Genomic DNA, 16,550 nt, shown 5'->3' on the forward strand with positions numbered 1-16,550 from the left:
GGTGCGTTCTCCGGCAAGGACCCGTCCAAGGTCGACCGCTCGGCCGCGTACGCGATGCGCTGGGTCGCCAAGAACGTGGTGGCCGCGGGTCTCGCCGCGCGCTGCGAGGTCCAGGTCGCGTACGCGATCGGCAAGGCGGAGCCGGTCGGTCTCTTCGTCGAGACCTTCGGCACCGCCACGGTCGACACCGAGAAGATCGAGAACGCCATCGGCGAGGTCTTCGACCTCCGCCCGGCCGCGGTCATCCGCGACCTCGACCTGCTGCGTCCGGTCTACGCCCAGACCGCGGCGTACGGCCACTTCGGCCGCGAGCTTCCCGACTTCACCTGGGAGCGCACCGACCGCGTCGACGCCCTGCGCAAGGCCGCCGGCCTGTAGGCAACCGGCACTGCTCGGCCGCGACGGCCCCGGACCGCATCGGTCCGGGGCCGTCGCGCGTCCCGCGCTGCCGTGCCGCACTGTCAGTGGGGTCTGGTAGGAATTTGGCTGTGAGCAGGAACGATGCGGGGTCCGAAGAGCCCGGGGGCGGGGCGCCGGAGCAGCTTGCGCTCATTCGGGAGAGCGTGCGGAAGGCGAAGGTCCCGAAGGCCAAGCCGCGGACGTGGCGGGGGGCGCCGCTGGCGAAGGAGCTGCCCGTCGCCCGGGTCCTGGTCAACAAGGGGGTGCTGCACCTCGACCAGTTCTTCGACTACGCCGTGACCGAGGAGCTGGACGCCGTCGCGCAGCCGGGGGTGCGGGTCCGGGTGCGCTTCGGGGCCGGGGCGCACAACGTCAGGGGCGGCCGCCGTGAGGGCGGGGGGATGATCGACGGGTACCTCGTCGAACGGCGGGCCGAGTCGGACTACGCCGGGCCGCTGGCGGCGCTCGCCTATGTGGTGTCCCCGGAGCCGGTGCTCAGTCCCGAGCTGCTCGCGCTGTCGCGGGCGATCGCCGACCGTTACGCGGGGAGCCTCGCCGACGTACTGCAGCTGGCCGTCCCGCCCCGGAACGGGCCGGCCGAGGCCAAGCCGTCGCCCGAGCCGTTGCCGCCGCCGGGTGCGCCCGCGGCGGAGACTTGGGAGCGGTATGCCCACGGGCCCGCGTTTTTGCGGGAGTTGGCGGGCGGCGGGGCGCCGCGGGCCGTGTGGAACGCGCTGCCGGGACCGCACTGGCCGGACGAGCTGGCCCGTGCGGTGGTCGCGACGCTCGCCTCCGGGCGGGGCGCGCTGGTCGTGCTGCCGGACGGGCGGAGCGTGGCCCGGCTGGACGCGGCGCTCACCGCGCTGGTGGGGAAGGGGCACCACACGCTGCTGACCGCCGATGCCGGGCCCCGGAAGCGGTACCGGCAGTGGCTGGCCGCGCGGCGGGGGTCGGTGCGGGCCGTGATCGGGACGCGGGCCGCGATGTTCGCCCCCGTGACGGACCTGGGACTCGTCGCCGTGTGGGACGACGGGGATTCGAGTCACAGCGACGACCACGCGCCGTTTCCGCACGTGCGGGAAGTGCTGGAGCTGCGGGCACAGCACAGCAAGTGCGCGTTTCTGCTGGGAGCCGTCGGCTGCACGGTGGAGGCGGCCCAGCTGGTGGAGAGCAAGTGGGCGGCGCCGCTGCGTGCCGGGCGCGAGCAGGTGCGGGCCGCGGCGCCGCTGGTCCGTACCGTCGGCGACGGGGAACTGGCGCGGGACGGGGCGGCGCGGGCCGCGCGGCTGCCCAGTCTGGCGTGGCAGACCGTGCGGGACGGGCTCAGGACGGGCCCGGTGCTGGTGCAGGTGCCCCGACGCGGATACGTACCGAGCCTGGCCTGCGAGCGGTGCCGTACGCCCGCCAGGTGCGGGCACTGTGCCGGGCCGCTCGAAGCGGCCGACCAGCAGGAGCTGCACTGCGGATGGTGCGGCCGGGACGCGGCCGGACGGCGGTGCGGCGAGTGCGGGAGCATGCGGCTGCGGGCCCAGGTCGTCGGGGCGCGGCGTACGGCGGAGGAGCTGGGGAGGGCGTTTCCGGCGGTGCCGGTGCGTACGTCCGGGCGCGACCACGTGCTGGAGACCGTGCCGGGGGCGCCCGCCCTCGTCGTCAGTACGCCGGGGGCCGAGCCGGTCGCCGAGGGCGGTTACGCCGCGGCGCTGCTGCTCGACGGCTGGGCGATGCTCGGGCGGCCGGACCTGCGCGCCGGGGAGGAGGCCCTGCGGCGCTGGACCAGTGCCGCGGCGCTGGTCAGGGGGCAGGGCGAGGGCGGCACGGTGGTCGTCGTCGCCGAGCCGACACTGCGGCCCGTGCAGGCGCTGGTGCGGTGGGATCCGGTGGGGCACGCGCAGCGCGAGCTCGCGGAGCGGGCCGAGCTGGGCTTCCCGCCGGTGTCGCGGATGGCCGCGGTGAGTGGCCGTCCCGAGGCGATCGCCGCGTTTCTGGCGGCTGCCGAACTGCCGCGCGATGCCGAGGTGCTGGGGCCTGTGCCGCTGCCCGTCCAGGAGCCCGGGCGGCCCCGCAGGCCCGGTGACCCGCCGGTGGGCGAGGTGTGGGAGCGGGCGCTGCTCAGGGTGCCGCCGGGCAGTGGGGCGGCGCTTGCCGCGGCGCTGAAGGCGGCGCAGGCGGCGCGACTGGCCCGGGGGAGTGGCGATCCGGTGCGGATCAGGATCGATCCGCTGGATATCGGGTGACAGGGCAGGCGTGGCTGTTCCCCGGCGCGGAATCCGCCCCGGTCCCCGGTCCTCAATCGCCGGACGGGCCGAAGTTTCCGGCTCGGACCGGAAAGTCAAGCCCGTCCGGCGATTGAGGACACGCCTGTGGGGCGTCCGGGGGCGTGGGCGCTTGCGCCCCGCCGGGAAGGGGAGGGGTCAGCCGTTGCGGGGGCCGGGGAGGGCGCTCGGACGGATCTCCTCGCGCAGCGAATGGCCGGCTGCCGTCGGCTGGGGCGGCATGGAGCGGGCGGCCGGTACGGACGGCAGGGGCGGTGGCGCGGCGAGGGTGCGCGTAGCGGTCGCGGTCGCCGTCTCGACGGCGAGCTCGCCCTCGGTGGGCGCAGCGGTCTGCGTCGCGGCCCGCCGCGCGCCGTAACGACGGTGCACCGCCTGCTTGGTCACTCCGAGCGCCGAGCCGACCGCGTCCCAGGAGAAGCCGAGCGAACGGTCGAAGTCCACGGCGGCGGTCACCAGCGTCTCGACGCTGTCCCGCAGTTCCTGCGCGAGGCGGACGGTCGGTGCCGGGGCCCTGCCGTAGACGACGAAGCCCGTGGAAGGGCCGGAGCGGCGCGGGCGGTAGACGTTGCCGAGCTGGGCGGTGAGGGTGCGCAGCGCGTCCACCTGCCGCCGCACCCGCTCGATGTCCCGTACCAACAGATGCAGGCTGGCCCGTGCTTGGGCGTCGTGGGTTGCGTGGTCGGCCATGAACAAGCCTCTCGAACCGGCGTGAAGGAAGGGGTGGAAGAAGGGGTGGAAGAAGGAGAAGGCAGAAGAGTCGGAAGGGTGGGCAGGGACCGCAGGTGCGAGCCCTTCGGGTCAATCTCTCTTGACCAACGCGTCACCCGGCGCCGGGGTCACGCTCCTGGGGCGTATGCGCATGTGACCGGGGCGCGCGGATGTGCGTACGCCCCCTGGCGCCAGGGCCCATAGACTGGTGCGCCTCTTGACGCCGCACCCTGTTCCGCCTTCCTGCCCGAGAGGCCCGCGCCACCGATGAAGCTCGTCTTCGCAGGCACCCCCGAGGTCGCCGTACCCGCCCTGGACGCCCTGATCGCCTCCGGCCGGCACGAGGTTGCCGCCGTCGTCACCCGGCCCGACGCCCCTGCCGGACGCGGCCGCAAGCTCGTCGCCAGTCCCGTCGCCGCGCGCGCGGAGGAGGCCGGGATCGAGGTGCTCAAGCCGGTCAAACCGCGCGACGAGGACTTCCTCGCGCGGCTGCGCGAGATCGCGCCGGACTGCTGCCCCGTTGTCGCGTACGGCGCGCTGCTGCCCAGGGCCGCCCTCGACATCCCCGCCCGCGGCTGGGTCAACCTGCACTTCTCGCTGCTGCCGGCCTGGCGCGGCGCCGCCCCCGTGCAGCACGCGATCCTCGCGGGCGACGAGGTCACGGGCGCCTCGACGTTCCTGATCGAGGAGGGTCTCGACTCCGGGCCGGTGTACGGCGTGCTCACCGAGCAGGTACGGCCCACCGACACCAGCGGCGATTTGCTCACCCGGCTCGCCTTCGCCGGTTCGGGACTGCTGGTCGCCACCATGGACGGCATCGAGGACGGCACGCTCCACGCCGTGCCGCAGCCCGCCGAGGGCGTCACGCTCGCACCCAAGATCACCGTCGAGGACGCACAGGTCGACTGGGCGGCGCCCGCACTGCGCGTCGACCGCGTCGTGCGCGGCTGCACGCCCGCACCCGGTGCCTGGACGCTGCTGCGCGGCGAGCGGCTCAAACTGGTCTCCGTGAAGCCGCTGCCGGACCGCACGGACCTGGGCCTGGCCCCCGGCGAGCTGTCCGTGACGAAGAAGAACGTGTACGCCGGGACCGGATCGCACCCCGTCGAACTCCTCTGGGTGCAGCCGCAGGGCAAGAAGCCGATGCTCGCCGCCGACTGGGCGCGCGGCGTGCGGATCGCCCCGGGCGAACACCTGGGCGCGTCGGACGTACGCTGAGGGGGATCGTCCCCCTCTCCAGCGGAGCACCTTTTTCGTGAGTGACCAGCCAAGCAGCAGTCCCGCCAAGCGACCCGCCAAGCGTCCGGCCAAACCGCACCGGCGCCCCCAGAAGGACCCGGTCCGCTTCCTCGCCTTCGAGGCGCTGCGCGCCGTCGACGAGCGCGACGCGTACGCGAACCTCGTCCTGCCGCCGCTGCTCAAGAAGGCCCGCGCCAAGGGCAGCTTCGACGAGCGCGACGCGGCGCTCGCGACCGAGCTGGTGTACGGGACGCTGCGCCGCCAGGGCACGTACGACGCCGTCATCGCGGCGTGCATCGACCGGCCGCTGCGCGAGGTGGACCCGCCGGTCCTCGACGTGCTGGCGCTCGGCGCGCACCAGTTGCTCGGCACCCGCATCCCGACGCACGCCGCGGTCTCCGCGAGCGTGGAGCTGGCGCGCGTGGTGCTCGGCGAGGGGCGCGCGAAGTTCGTCAACGCGGTCCTGCGGAAGATCTCCCAGCAGGATCTCGACGCCTGGGTGGAGCAGGTCGCCCCGCCGTACGACGACGACGCCGAGGCGCACCTGTCCGTCGTCCACTCCCATCCGCGCTGGATCGTCTCCGCGCTCTGGGACGCCCTGGGCGGCGGCCGGGCCGGCATCGAGGACCTCCTCGAAGCCGACAACGAGCGGCCCGAGGTGACGCTCGTCGCCCGCCCGGGACGCTCCACCGCCGGCGAGCTGCTGGACGTACTGGGCGAGGAGTCCGGGCTGCCGGGCCGCTGGTCGCCGTACGCCGTGCGGCTGGCCGAGGGCGGCGAGCCGGGCGCCATCACGGCCGTCCACGAGGGCCGCGCCGGAGTCCAGGACGAGGGCAGCCAGCTGGTCGCCCTCGCGCTCGCCGACGCGCCCGTCGAGGGGCGCGACCAGCGCTGGCTCGACGGCTGCGCCGGGCCCGGCGGCAAGGCCGCCATGCTGGCCGGACTCGCCGCCCGGCGCGGGGCCGCGCTGCTGGCCGCCGAGAAGCAGCCGCACCGCGCCCGCCTCGTCGCGCGGGCCCTGGAGGGCAATCCCGGCCCGTACCAGGTCGTCGCCGCCGACGGTCTGAACCCGCCGTGGCTCCCGGGCTCCTTCGACCGCGTCCTGGTGGACGTCCCGTGCTCCGGGCTCGGCGCGCTGCGGCGCCGCCCGGAAGCGCGCTGGCGGCGCCGCGCCGAGGACCTGGAGGGCTTCGCCCCGCTCCAGCGCGGGCTGCTGCGCGGGGCGCTGAACGCGGTGCGCGTGGGCGGCGTCGTGGGGTACGCGACCTGCTCGCCGCACCTCGCCGAGACCCGGGTCGTCGTCGACGACGTGATCAAGGGGCGCGGCGGACACCGGCCGGTCGAGGTCGAGTGGATCGACGCCAGGCCGCTGATGCCGGGCGTACCGGCGCTGGGCGACGGGCCCGACGTACAGCTGTGGCCGCACCTGCACGGTACGGACGCGATGTACCTGGCACTGCTGCGCCGGACCGCGTAGCCGTCCGCCGGCGGCAGGGCCGGCCGGTGGACTCCACCGCGCTGTCCGGGACTTGGGCGGTTCTGTCCGTCCCGGACGGCCGGCAGGCCGCGCCCCGGGGCGTGCCACCGCCACCGGGAGCCGAGATCCCGGAAGCTTTGGTCCGTACCGGGGAGGGGAACGGCCCCGGGACATGGCAGGCTTGGGGCATGGCCGCGCAGATCAACCCCAGCATCCTGTCCGCAGACTTCTCCCGGCTCGCCGAGGAGGCCAGGGCCGTCGAGGGCGCGGACTGGCTCCATGTCGACGTGATGGACAACCACTTCGTGCCCAACCTGACGCTGGGCGTCCCGGTCGTGGAAGCCCTCAGCCGGGCGACGGACATCCCGCTCGACTGCCATCTGATGATCGAGGACGCCGACCGCTGGGCTCCGCAGTACGTCGAGGCGGGCGCCGGATCGGTCACCTTCCACGCCGAGGCCGCCGCCGCGCCCGTACGGACGGCGCGCGAGATCCGCGCCAAGGGCGCCCGCGCCTCGATGGCGCTGAAGCCGGCCACGCCCATCGAGCCGTACGAGGACCTGCTCCCCGAACTCGACATGCTGCTGATCATGACCGTGGAGCCGGGCTTCGGCGGCCAGGCGTTCCTCGACATCATGCTGCCGAAGATCCGCCGTACCCGTGAGCTGATCTCCAAGCACGGCCTGGAGATGTGGCTCCAGGTCGACGGCGGCGTATCGGCGTCGACGATCGAGCGGTGCGCCGAGGCGGGCGCGGACGTCTTCGTCGCCGGTTCCGCCGTGTACGGGACGGACGACCCGGCCGCCGCGGTGCGCATGCTGCGCAGCCAGGCGACCGAAGCCACGGCCACCGCGGCCTGGGCATGCAACCACTGAGCCACAGCTCGGTGAACGCCGCCCTTCGGGGCTGATCAAGGTCTCGGTCATCTGACAGGATGAACAGCGAGCCCCGTGTGTGAACAGCAGTGAGGAGAACGCGGTGTCTGCAATGTCGGCGGGCCGGTCAGCCCTGCGGATGGGACCCGCAGAGCTGGTCCAGGCGGCGGCCATGGCCCGCCGCTTCTACCTGGAGGGCAAGTCCAAGATCCAGATCGCCGAGGAGTTCGGCGTCAGCCGCTTCAAGGTGGCCAGGGTCCTGGAGACCGCCCTCGAACGCGACCTCGTACGCATCGAGATCAGGGTGCCCGCCGAGCTGGACGCGGAGCGCTCCGACGCGCTGCGGGCCCGCTACGGCCTGCGGCACGCGGTCGTCGTCGAGTCCCCGGCGGACGCCACCGAGGACGCCCTCCCGGGATCTCCTGGTTTCGCGGGGAGCGCGCCCACCGACCCGGAGAACCTGGGAGAGGTCGCGGCCGACCTGCTCGGCGAACTGGTGAACGAGGGCGATGTGCTCGGCCTGGCCTGGGGCCGGTCCACCATCCACATGGCGGCGGCCCTGCACCAGCTGCCGCCGTGCACGGTCGTCCAGCTGACCGGTGTGTACGACGCCGGCACGGCGGAGCGCGGCTCCGTCGAAGCCGTGCGCCGCGCCGCCCAGGTGTCCGGCGGAGAGGCGCACCCCATCTACGCGCCGATGCTGCTGCCCGACCCGGCGACCGCGGCGGCGCTGCGCGGCCAGACCGGCATCGCCCGCGCCTTCGAGTACTTCGACAAGGTGACCGTCGCGGCCGTCTCCATCGGCTCCTGGGAGCCGGGCATCTCCACCGTCCACGACATGCTCTCCGACGAGGAGCGCGCGCACTACGCCTCGCTGGGCGTCGCGGCCGAGATGTCCGCGCACCTCTTCGACGCCGAGGGCCGCAGGGTCGGGCGCGACCTGGGCGAGCGGTGCATCACCGTCGAGGCCGACCGGCTGCGGCGGGTCCCCGAGGTGGTGGCCATCGCGGGCGGGCTGCGCAAGGCGGCCGCCATCGACGCCGTACTGCGCTCGGGCCTGGTCACCAGCCTCGTCACGGACACCGCCGCGGCGGACTACCTGCTGAACGAGACGGGCACGGCGCCGCGGCCCGCGCTGGACCGGGCAGACCCTGACAGCTGAGCCGACTGAGCCGGGGACGGCTCCGTTCGGAGGATCCGACGAGTGCGCCCTCCGCGGCCTGGAGGTTCAGCCCGGAGGGTGTGCAGGCGTGCTCATGGGACACTGAAGTACGTGCGTTTTTCCCCGGCTGAAATGCCCGGGGGCCAACTCCGAACGACTGGGATGTTCAGCACGTGCGTTTCCTCAACGATCTGAAGCCGCCGTACGACCTCACGTACGACGACGTATTCATGGTGCCGAGCCGTTCGGCCGTCGGCTCCCGCCAGGGCGTGGACCTCACGTCGCCCGACGGCACCGGCACCACCATCCCGCTGGTCGTGGCCAACATGACCGCGATCGCCGGCCGCCGGATGGCCGAGACCGTGGCCCGCCGCGGCGGACTCGTCGTCATCCCGCAGGACATTCCGATCGAGGTCGTCACCGAGGTCGTCTCCTGGGTGAAGACGCGCCACCTGGTGCTCGACACCCCGATCGTCCTGGCCCCCTCGCAGACCGTCGCCGACGCGCTGTCGCTGCTCCCCAAGCGGGCGCACGGCGCGGGCGTCGTGGTGGACGCGGAGCGCCGCCCCGTCGGCGTCGTCACCGACCACGACCTGACCGGCGTCGACCGCTTCACGCAGCTGTCCGAGGTCATGTCCCGCGACCTGGTCCTGCTGGACGCCGGAATCGACCCGCGCGAGGCCTTCAACCGGCTCGACCACGCCAACCGCAAGTACGCGCCCGCCGTGGACGAGGACGGCCGTCTCGTCGGTGTCCTGACCCGCAAGGGCGCTCTGCGCGCGACCCTCTACACGCCCGCCACGGACGCGGCCGGCAAGCTGCGCATCGCGGCCGCCGTCGGCATCAACGGCGACGTCGCGGGCAAGGCCAAGCAGCTCCTCGACGCGGGCGTGGACACGCTCGTCGTGGACACCGCGCACGGCCACCAGGAGTCGATGATCGCCGCGGTCAAGGCCGTGCGCGGGCTCGACCCGCAGGTCCCGATCGTCGCGGGCAACATCGTCGCCGCCGAGGGCGTGCGCGACCTCATCGAGGCCGGCGCGGACATCATCAAGGTCGGTGTGGGCCCCGGCGCCATGTGCACCACCCGCATGATGACCGGCGTGGGCCGGCCGCAGTTCTCCGCCGTCATGGAGTGCGCCGCCGAGGCGAAGAAGTTCGGCAAGCACGTCTGGGCCGACGGCGGCATCCGCCACCCGCGCGACGTCGCGATGGCGCTCGCCGCGGGCGCGTCCAACGTCATGGTCGGTTCCTGGTTCGCCGGTACGTACGAGTCGCCCGGCGACCTCCAGCACTCGGCCGACGGCCGGGCGTACAAGGAGTCGTTCGGCATGGCCTCCGCCCGCGCCGTGCGCAACCGTACGAGCGAGGAGTCGGCGTACGACCGCGCGCGCAAGGCGCTGTTCGAGGAGGGCATCTCCACCTCGCGCATGTTCCTCGATCCGACCCGTCCGGGCGTCGAGGACCTGATCGACTCGATCATCGCGGGTGTCCGCTCCTCGTGCACGTACGCCGGTGCCGCCTCGCTGGAGGAGTTCGCCGAGAAGGCGATCGTCGGTGTGCAGAGCGCCGCCGGTTACGCCGAGGGCAAGCCGCTGCACGCCAGCTGGAGCTGACGCTCCGCGCTCGCACCCGCTCCCGGCCGGTTCCCGCTTCCGCGGGGACCGGCCGCGGTGCCGGAGGGGCTGAACCGGGCCATGGAGCACATCGGACCGCTTCGGCGGCACCGAGGCTCTGTGCAGGAACGGACACCGACATCTCCCGGCCGGGTCCGCATCCGGATCAGGGCGGCCGGCGTCGTGTCCACCGCGCACTCGCCCCACTCGGCCTCGCCCCCCCCGCGCATCCTCCAGGCGGGCGACGACCGTCCGGCTCACCGGCCAGGGCCGCGCCAGGAAGGAACCCGTCGCGGCCATGGGCAGACCTGGAGGAGGTCTGCGCGCAGAGCCTGTCGGCGGACGAGACCGGCACGCTCACCGGCATCGCCCGCAGGACCGGGAGGGCGGTCGGCAACCGCGACCGCCCGGCGAGCGAGGGGAAGCGGGTCCCCGGCCGCCACCCCGGACACCGGAAAGGCCGGCCAGGCGCCGTTGGCGCCTGGCCGGCCTTTCCGGTGGGGCGCCCCCCTCGGGACGCCGGGCCTTCCGTTCGACGGGGACTGGTCAGTCCGTACCGAACTCCATCGCGGCGCGGTCCAGCATCTCCTCGTCACCGGAGACCTCGCCGCGGGAGGCGATGGCCTCGGCGCCGCCCTCCGGCATGGTGCCGATCAGCCCGGTCGCGGCCGCCTGGGCGGCGCCGATGGCGGGATTGGCGGTGCCGATCAGGCCGAGTCCGGCGTACTGCTCCAGCTTGGCCCGCGAGTCGGCGATGTCGAGGTTGCGCATGGTGAGCTGGCCGATCCGGTCCACCGGGCCGAACGCCGAGTCCTCGGTGCGCTCCATGGACAGCTTGTCCGGGTGGTAGCTGAACGCCGGGCCCGTGGTGTCGAGGATCGAGTAGTCCTCACCGCGCCGCAGCCGCAGCGTCACCTCGCCGGTGACGGCCGTGCCGACCCAGCGCTGCAGCGACTCGCGCACCATCAGCGCCTGCGGGTCCAGCCAGCGGCCCTCGTACATCAGCCGGCCGAGACGCCGTCCCTCGTTGTAGTACTGGGCGAGGGTGTCCTCGTTGTGGATCGCGTTGACCAGGCGCTCGTACGCCGCGTGCAGCAGGGCCATGCCGGGCGCCTCGTAGATGCCGCGGCTCTTGGCCTCGATGATCCGGTTCTCGATCTGGTCGGACATGCCCATGCCGTGACGGCCGCCGATGGCGTTCGCCTCCATCACCAGGTCGACCGGCGAGGTGAACTCCTTGCCGTTGATCGACACCGGGCGGCCCTGGTCGAAGCCGATGGTCACGTCCTCGGCGGCGATCTCGACCGACGGGTCCCAGAACCGCACGCCCATGATGGGCTCCACGGTCTCCACGCCGGTGTCCAGGTGCTCCAGGGTCTTGGCCTCGTGGGTGGCGCCCCAGATGTTGGCGTCGGTGGAGTACGCCTTCTCCGTGCTGTCCCGGTAGGGCAGGTCGTGGGCGAGCAGCCACTCCGACATTTCCTTGCGGCCGCCGAGCTCGGTCACGAAGTCCGCGTCCAGCCAGGGCTTGTAGATCCGCAGGTGCGGGTTGGCGAGCAGGCCGTACCGGTAGAACCGCTCGATGTCGTTGCCCTTGAAGGTCGAGCCGTCGCCCCAGATCTGTACGTCGTCCTCGAGCATCGCCCGGACCAGGAGGGTGCCCGTGACGGCGCGGCCGAGCGGCGTGGTGTTGAAGTAGGCGCGCCCGCCCGAGCGGATGTGGAACGCCCCGCAGGTGAGCGCGGCCAGGCCCTCCTCGACCAGCGCCGCGCGGCAGTCGACCAGGCGGGCGATCTCGGCACCGTAGGTCTTCGCGCGGCCGGGCACCGAGGCGATGTCGGGCTCGTCGTACTGGCCGATGTCGGCGGTGTAGGTGCACGGGACGGCGCCCTTGTCGCGCATCCACGCGACCGCGACCGAGGTATCGAGGCCGCCCGAGAAGGCGATGCCGACGCGCTCGCCGGCGGGAAGGGAGGTGAGGACCTTAGACATAGGAAGAGTATGCATAAATCCGCATGGTCATGCAACGGCGGCTCGGGTTCTGTGTCGTCGGGACGCAGAAACCCACCGTGGCGCCGGACCGTGCGGGGTGGTTCGTCGGCCGCGCGCCGCCACCGTGCACGGCACCCTCCAGTCGCTGAAGAACCGGCCCGCCAGTCGGCGACGAACGTGCCGACCGGGTGCTCGTCCGCGGTTCCCGACGCCTGACGCGAGCCGAGCCGGTCGAGGGAAACCACGAACTCGTCGAGGCCCCGCGGGGCCTCGACGAGTTCGTGGAGAGGGGTGCTGATCCCACCGGAGGGCAGGTCCGGCCGCCGGTTCGACCCCCACGCCCGGGCCGCGGTGGCCGGAGCCCGCGGCCCGCGGCCGGAACCTACGGCCGCGGCGGATCGAGCGGCCGGGCGTCCCGGCGGAACAGGGCCGTCCAGAGGAAGGGTTCGCCGAAGGACGGGGACTGGGGCGGCTCGTCGCGCATGCGGCGCAGTTCGATCTCCGTCAGGCCGGAGAAGACCCAGCGCAGGGACTCCGGCGTGTAGGCGAGGCCGCCTTGGAGGCCGGACCGGCGGTAGAAGTCGGAGTCGGGGAGCTCGGACCCCATCGCGCCGGCCGCGAAGCCGGTGAGGGCGAAATGCCCGCCGGGCGCGAGGGCCCGGTCGAGAAGAGCGAGGTAGCTGACGCGGCGGTGCGGTGGCAGGTGGTGGAAGCAGCCGGAATCGTAGATCAGGTCGTACGGGCCGCCCAGTTCGGTGCCGGTGCCGGTGTCGGTGTCGGTGAGAGCGAAGGCGTCGCCGCAGTGGAACCGTACGTCGGCCCCCGCCTCGCGGGCGCGGTCCTCGGCCCAGGCGACGGCTGTCGGGGAGAGGTCGACCGCGTCCACCTCGAAGCCCAGCGAGGCGAGGTGGAGCGCGTTGCGGCCCGGGCCGCAGCCCAGGTCGAGGGCGCGGCCCGCGGTGATCAGGCCGCGGTCGACGTACGAGACCAGGTTCTCGTCCGGCTTCGCGACGAAGAACGGCACCGGCTTCGAGCGGTCCGCGTAGAAACGGTCCCACCACGAAGCCCCGTCGGCCGTCCAGCGGTCCGCCTCCGGCGTGAACAGGCCGTCCAGAAGCCTCAGGACGTCGTCCACCGTGCGGATGTTCCGGTCCATCCGGTCCCCTTTCCTCATCGGGAAACTTTAGGCCCGGATGAAGGAAAATCACAGGTCAGGCAGTGTGTGGGGAGTGCGTGACCGGCTGTGTGAGGGGCCCGGGAGACGGCGGGGGCAGCCGGGTCCGCAGGTGACGCCCCATCACGCCCCCGACCTCGCCGAAGGCCGTCACGGCGGCAATCCCGGCCGGGCCGGTCCGGGTTTTCCGGGCAGTCCGCCGGGCGTGCCGCCCTCTCGGGGCATGCGCCGCCCTCCTGGGGCCGTACGCCTAGTACACCCGCGCCGGCCGTACGCCTAGTACGCCCGCGCCGGGCGTGGCCAGACCGCCCGTACCCGCTTGCCTTCGGGGAGCGGCCTGACCTCCACCCGCCCCGCGAGCTTGTGCACCATGTGCCAGCCGAACCCGCCGCCGCCGGAGAAGTCCGGTTCGCGGGCCACGGGAGGCTGGTCGCTGGAGTCGTCCATCTCGACCACCAGCTCCTCCGGGCCCGCGAGGAGGGTGAGGCGCCACCAGCCGGAGGTGTGCCGGACGGCGTTGGTCACCAGTTCGCTGACCACGAGCAGCACGGCGTCGAGGTCGGCCCAGGGGCAGTGCTGGGTCAGGTAATCGGCGGCGGCCTCCCGGGCTGTCGCGCTGTTCTCCTGCGGCGAATCCAGGACAACCATGGGCGGCTCCTCAGTCATCACGGGCTCACTTACCCGGTCTTCGCGATCCCATGACCCTCTGGCCTCCCTCATTCTCGCGCCGTGGGCAAACAGGGTGCGGACCCTCAGGGGGCCGACGGCTCGACGAAACGCGCCTCGCGCAGGGCGGAGGCGACCGCGTCGGCCATGAGGGCGTGGCCGGCGTCGTTCGGATGCAGGCCGTCCGCGAGGTGTCCGGGGCCGAGGACGCCGAGGCCGGGGAGCAGGGCCAGCCGGTCGTCGCCCGCGGCGATGCCGGCCAGGACGGCCTCCTCCAGGGCGGTGCGCAGGTCGGCGAGGGTGGCACCCAGGGCGTTGGGGGCCCGTTCCGCCTCGGGGCGCAGGACGGGGGAGAGGACCAGGAGCGGGGTGTCCGGGTGCCCCTGGCGTACGAGGCCGACGAAGGCCCGCACCGTCTCGTGCAGCAGGGGCGCCGAGAAGGGGGTGCGGGACCAGCAGTTGGTGCCGAAGGCGAGGGTCAGGAGATCGGCGGGCAGACCCGCGAGCTGCTGGGCGACGGCGAGTTCGCCGCGGCCCGCGCCGGCGTGGCCGAGGTTCACGGCGTCCAGGCCGAGCGTACGGCCGGCCGCGGCGGGCCAGGCGTGGGCGGGGCGTGTGGACCACCAGCCCTCGGTGATGGAGTCGCCGTGCACCAGCCAGCGGGGCTGGGGCGGGGCAGGGGCGATGGAGCCGCCGGCCGGACGCAGGCCGAGGATCTCCGGGCACTGGCTCTCCGGCGGGTGGACCGTGAACCGGCCCGCGCGGTCCGGCAGCCCGATCCGTACGACGGTCTCCCGCGCCGGAGCCTCGGTGACCTCCGCCACGAGGGCGCCGTCGTGCCACAGCGCGAAGGTGTGCGCGAGGTCGCGCAGGGCGCTGCCGGGACCGGGCAGGGCCGCGCGGTAGCGGATGTCGACGGCGGTGGCGCCGTGCGCCGTGAACTCCAGCCGTACGCCGACGGGGACGGCGGAGCGCTCCACGGTGTCCCACGGCAGCCGGCCCAGGTCCGCGGGGTCGGCGCGTACGGCGCGCAGACCGTCGCGCCAGGCGACGCCGCGCAGGAAGGGGGTGGGGTCCAGCCACCCCGCCGCGTCTGCCCGGGCCACAGGGTTGGTCCGGTCCGCCTGGTCTGTCCGGTCCGTTGTCGTCATCGTTCGCCTCCGGTCGTCGTGTGCGGGGGTGCGGGGGTCCGGGGGTGCGGTGTGCGGAAGAGGGTGTGCAGGAGGTGGGTGCGGGGTGCGCGCCGTACCGGACAAAACGGAAATCGAAAGGTGATGCGCAACAAAGAGCCATCTGTCGCGGTTGTGCGCAATAATCGTCCGCCGATACGCAAGGTTGCTGCATTACGGACGGGAACACACTCCTCGTAGGCTTCGCGCTGTACGTGGAGTGGCGGGGACCGCCTGCTCGGCGGTCCCCGAGCTCCGGGCTGTTCTTACGCCCCGAGCGGACCGCCGCGGTCGCCGCCTTCCCGATCGGCAGCGATAAGGAGCCACCCCAGTGTTGGACGCAGCGCCACCCGTCACTCCCCAACCGGAATCCAAGCGTCCGCAGCTTGGCAGCCGGCTGATGCGGCGCAAGCCCGTCGAGCAGCTCGTCGCCGAGGGCGGCCAGGGCGAAGGCGGCTCACTCCGCCGCTCGCTCACCATGTGGCAGCTGACGATGATCAGCATCGGTGCCACGCTCGGCACCGGAATCTTCGTCGTCCTCGGCGAGGCCACCCCCCTGGCCGGACCCGCCGTCGCGATCTCGTTCGTCATCGCCGGACTCACCGCCCTCTTCTCGGCGCTCTCCTACGCGGAGCTGGCCGGCTCCATACCGGTGTCCGGTTCCTCGTACTCCTATTCGTACGCGACCATGGGCGAAGTCGTCGCGTGGATCTGCGGCTGGTGCCTGGTGCTCGAGTACGGCGTCTCCGTCGCGGCCGTCGCCGTCGGCTGGGGCGAGTACCTCAACGAGCTGCTCGACGGCACGATCGGCGTCACCATCCCCGAGAGCGTGTCCGCCCCGCTCGGCGAGGGCGGCTTCATCAACCTGCCGGCGCTCGTCGTCATCCTGCTCGCCATGGTCTTCCTGATGGGCGGCGCCAAGGAGAGCGCCCGCGTCAACACGATCATGGTTCTCATCAAGATCGCCACGCTGGTGCTCTTCTGCGTGATCGGCTTCATGGGCATCAAGGCGGGCAACTACGCCCCCCTGGCCCCGCTCGGCGTGACCGGGATCAGCGCCGCCGCGGCCACCCTGTTCTTCTCGTACATCGGCTTCGACGCCGCCTCCACCGCCGGTGAGGAAGCCAAGAACCCCAAGAAGGACCTGCCGCGCGCGATCATGCTGTCGCTGCTGATCGTCACCGTCCTCTACTGCCTGGTCGCCCTGGTCGCCGTCGGCGCCATGCCGTGGCAGGACTTCGAGGGCACCGAGGCGGCGCTCGCGCAGATCATGAAGGACGTCACGGGTCACAGCTTCTGGGGCGTCGTCCTCGCCGCCGGCGCGGTCGTGGCCATCGCGAGCGTCGTCTTCGCCGTGCTGTACGGCCAGACCCGCATCCTCTTCGCGATGTCGCGCGACGGCCTGGTCCCCAAGGTGTTCGCCAAGATCGACGCGCGCACCGGCACGCCGAAGGCCAACGTGGTCATCGTGTCGCTCTTCTGCGGCGTCCTCGCGGCGTTCATCCCGCTCGGCGAACTGGCCAACGCCACCAGCATCGGCACCCTCTTCGCCTTCGCACTGGTGAATGTCGCCGTGGTCATCCTGCGGTACAAGCGGCCGGAGATGCCGCGCACCTTCCGGGTGGCGCTGTTCCCGGTGACGCCGATCCTGGGCTTCGCCTTCTGCGCGTACATGATGTACAGCCTGCCTGGCAAGACCTGGGCCTACTTCGGTGGCTGGATGGTCGCCGGGCTCGTGTTCTACTTCTTCTACGGCCTTCGCCGCTCCAGTCTGGCCACCGCAGAGAAGTGATCCACCCG

At 73.0% G+C, this 16,550-nt stretch carries 13 protein-coding genes; 8 read left to right on the plus strand and 5 right to left on the minus strand.

The window, feature by feature from the left end:
- On the plus strand, positions 1-378 hold a 378-nt coding region (locus tag ACWDZ4_RS29785; RefSeq protein ID WP_451511499.1), incomplete at its 5' end, for a methionine adenosyltransferase domain-containing protein.
- Positions 379-488: 110 nt separating this feature from the next.
- On the plus strand, positions 489-2,633 hold the full coding sequence (locus tag ACWDZ4_RS29790; RefSeq protein ID WP_451511500.1) for a primosomal protein N': 2,145 nt from the start codon (positions 489-491) through the stop codon (positions 2,631-2,633).
- A gap of 177 nt (positions 2,634-2,810) precedes the next feature.
- Here the strand turns inward: ACWDZ4_RS29790 and ACWDZ4_RS29795 are convergent, their stop codons facing one another.
- The gene (locus tag ACWDZ4_RS29795) at positions 2,811-3,359 is read right to left on the minus strand and encodes a hypothetical protein (RefSeq protein WP_451511501.1); all 549 of its coding nucleotides are present in this window, start codon (positions 3,357-3,359) and stop codon (positions 2,811-2,813) included.
- A gap of 288 nt (positions 3,360-3,647) precedes the next feature.
- Between ACWDZ4_RS29795 and fmt the strand changes: the two genes are divergently transcribed.
- The 5 genes from fmt to ACWDZ4_RS29820 all read left to right on the plus strand — a co-directional run bounded on the left by fmt (position 3,648) and on the right by ACWDZ4_RS29820 (position 9,749).
- On the plus strand, positions 3,648-4,598 hold the full coding sequence (fmt, locus tag ACWDZ4_RS29800; protein WP_451511502.1) for a methionyl-tRNA formyltransferase: 951 nt from the start codon (positions 3,648-3,650) through the stop codon (positions 4,596-4,598).
- A 37-nt stretch (positions 4,599-4,635) separates the two neighbouring features.
- Positions 4,636-6,096, plus strand: a complete 1,461-nt coding sequence (locus tag ACWDZ4_RS29805; RefSeq protein WP_451511503.1) for an RsmB/NOP family class I SAM-dependent RNA methyltransferase — start codon at positions 4,636-4,638, stop codon at positions 6,094-6,096.
- Positions 6,097-6,284: 188 nt separating this feature from the next.
- Positions 6,285-6,971 carry a ribulose-phosphate 3-epimerase gene (gene rpe / locus ACWDZ4_RS29810; protein ID WP_344489808.1) on the plus strand — a complete coding sequence of 229 codons (687 nt, stop codon included), beginning with the start codon at positions 6,285-6,287 and terminating at the stop codon, positions 6,969-6,971.
- 112 nt (positions 6,972-7,083) lie between these two features.
- Positions 7,084-8,133 (plus strand): sugar-binding transcriptional regulator, encoded by a 1,050-nt coding sequence (locus ACWDZ4_RS29815; RefSeq protein WP_451511535.1) that lies wholly within the window; start codon positions 7,084-7,086, stop codon positions 8,131-8,133.
- Between the two features lie 173 nt (positions 8,134-8,306).
- A complete protein-coding gene (locus ACWDZ4_RS29820) occupies positions 8,307-9,749 on the plus strand; it encodes a GuaB1 family IMP dehydrogenase-related protein (protein ID WP_451511504.1) in 1,443 nt (480 codons plus the stop codon).
- A 546-nt stretch (positions 9,750-10,295) separates the two neighbouring features.
- Here ACWDZ4_RS29820 and argG read toward each other — a convergent pair.
- The 4 genes from argG to ACWDZ4_RS29840 form a co-directional block, all read right to left on the minus strand.
- Positions 10,296-11,741, minus strand: a complete 1,446-nt coding sequence (gene argG, locus ACWDZ4_RS29825; RefSeq protein ID WP_451511505.1) for an argininosuccinate synthase — start codon at positions 11,739-11,741, stop codon at positions 10,296-10,298.
- A gap of 382 nt (positions 11,742-12,123) precedes the next feature.
- A complete protein-coding gene (locus ACWDZ4_RS29830) occupies positions 12,124-12,897 on the minus strand; it encodes a class I SAM-dependent methyltransferase (RefSeq protein ID WP_451511536.1) in 774 nt (257 codons plus the stop codon).
- Between the two features lie 294 nt (positions 12,898-13,191).
- Positions 13,192-13,563: an ATP-binding protein gene (locus ACWDZ4_RS29835; protein WP_451511506.1), complete on the minus strand. Its 372-nt coding sequence runs from the start codon at positions 13,561-13,563 to the stop codon at positions 13,192-13,194.
- A 104-nt stretch (positions 13,564-13,667) separates the two neighbouring features.
- Complete coding sequence (locus tag ACWDZ4_RS29840) at positions 13,668-14,732, minus strand: GDSL-type esterase/lipase family protein (RefSeq protein WP_451511507.1); 1,065 nt, start codon at positions 14,730-14,732, stop codon at positions 13,668-13,670.
- 349 nt (positions 14,733-15,081) lie between these two features.
- Between ACWDZ4_RS29840 and ACWDZ4_RS29845 the strand changes: the two genes are divergently transcribed.
- On the plus strand, positions 15,082-16,542 hold the full coding sequence (locus ACWDZ4_RS29845) for an amino acid permease (protein ID WP_451511508.1): 1,461 nt from the start codon (positions 15,082-15,084) through the stop codon (positions 16,540-16,542).
- Positions 16,543-16,550 lie beyond the last annotated feature (8 nt).

The sequence above is a fragment of the Streptomyces sp. NPDC003016 genome (genome assembly GCF_053591455.1).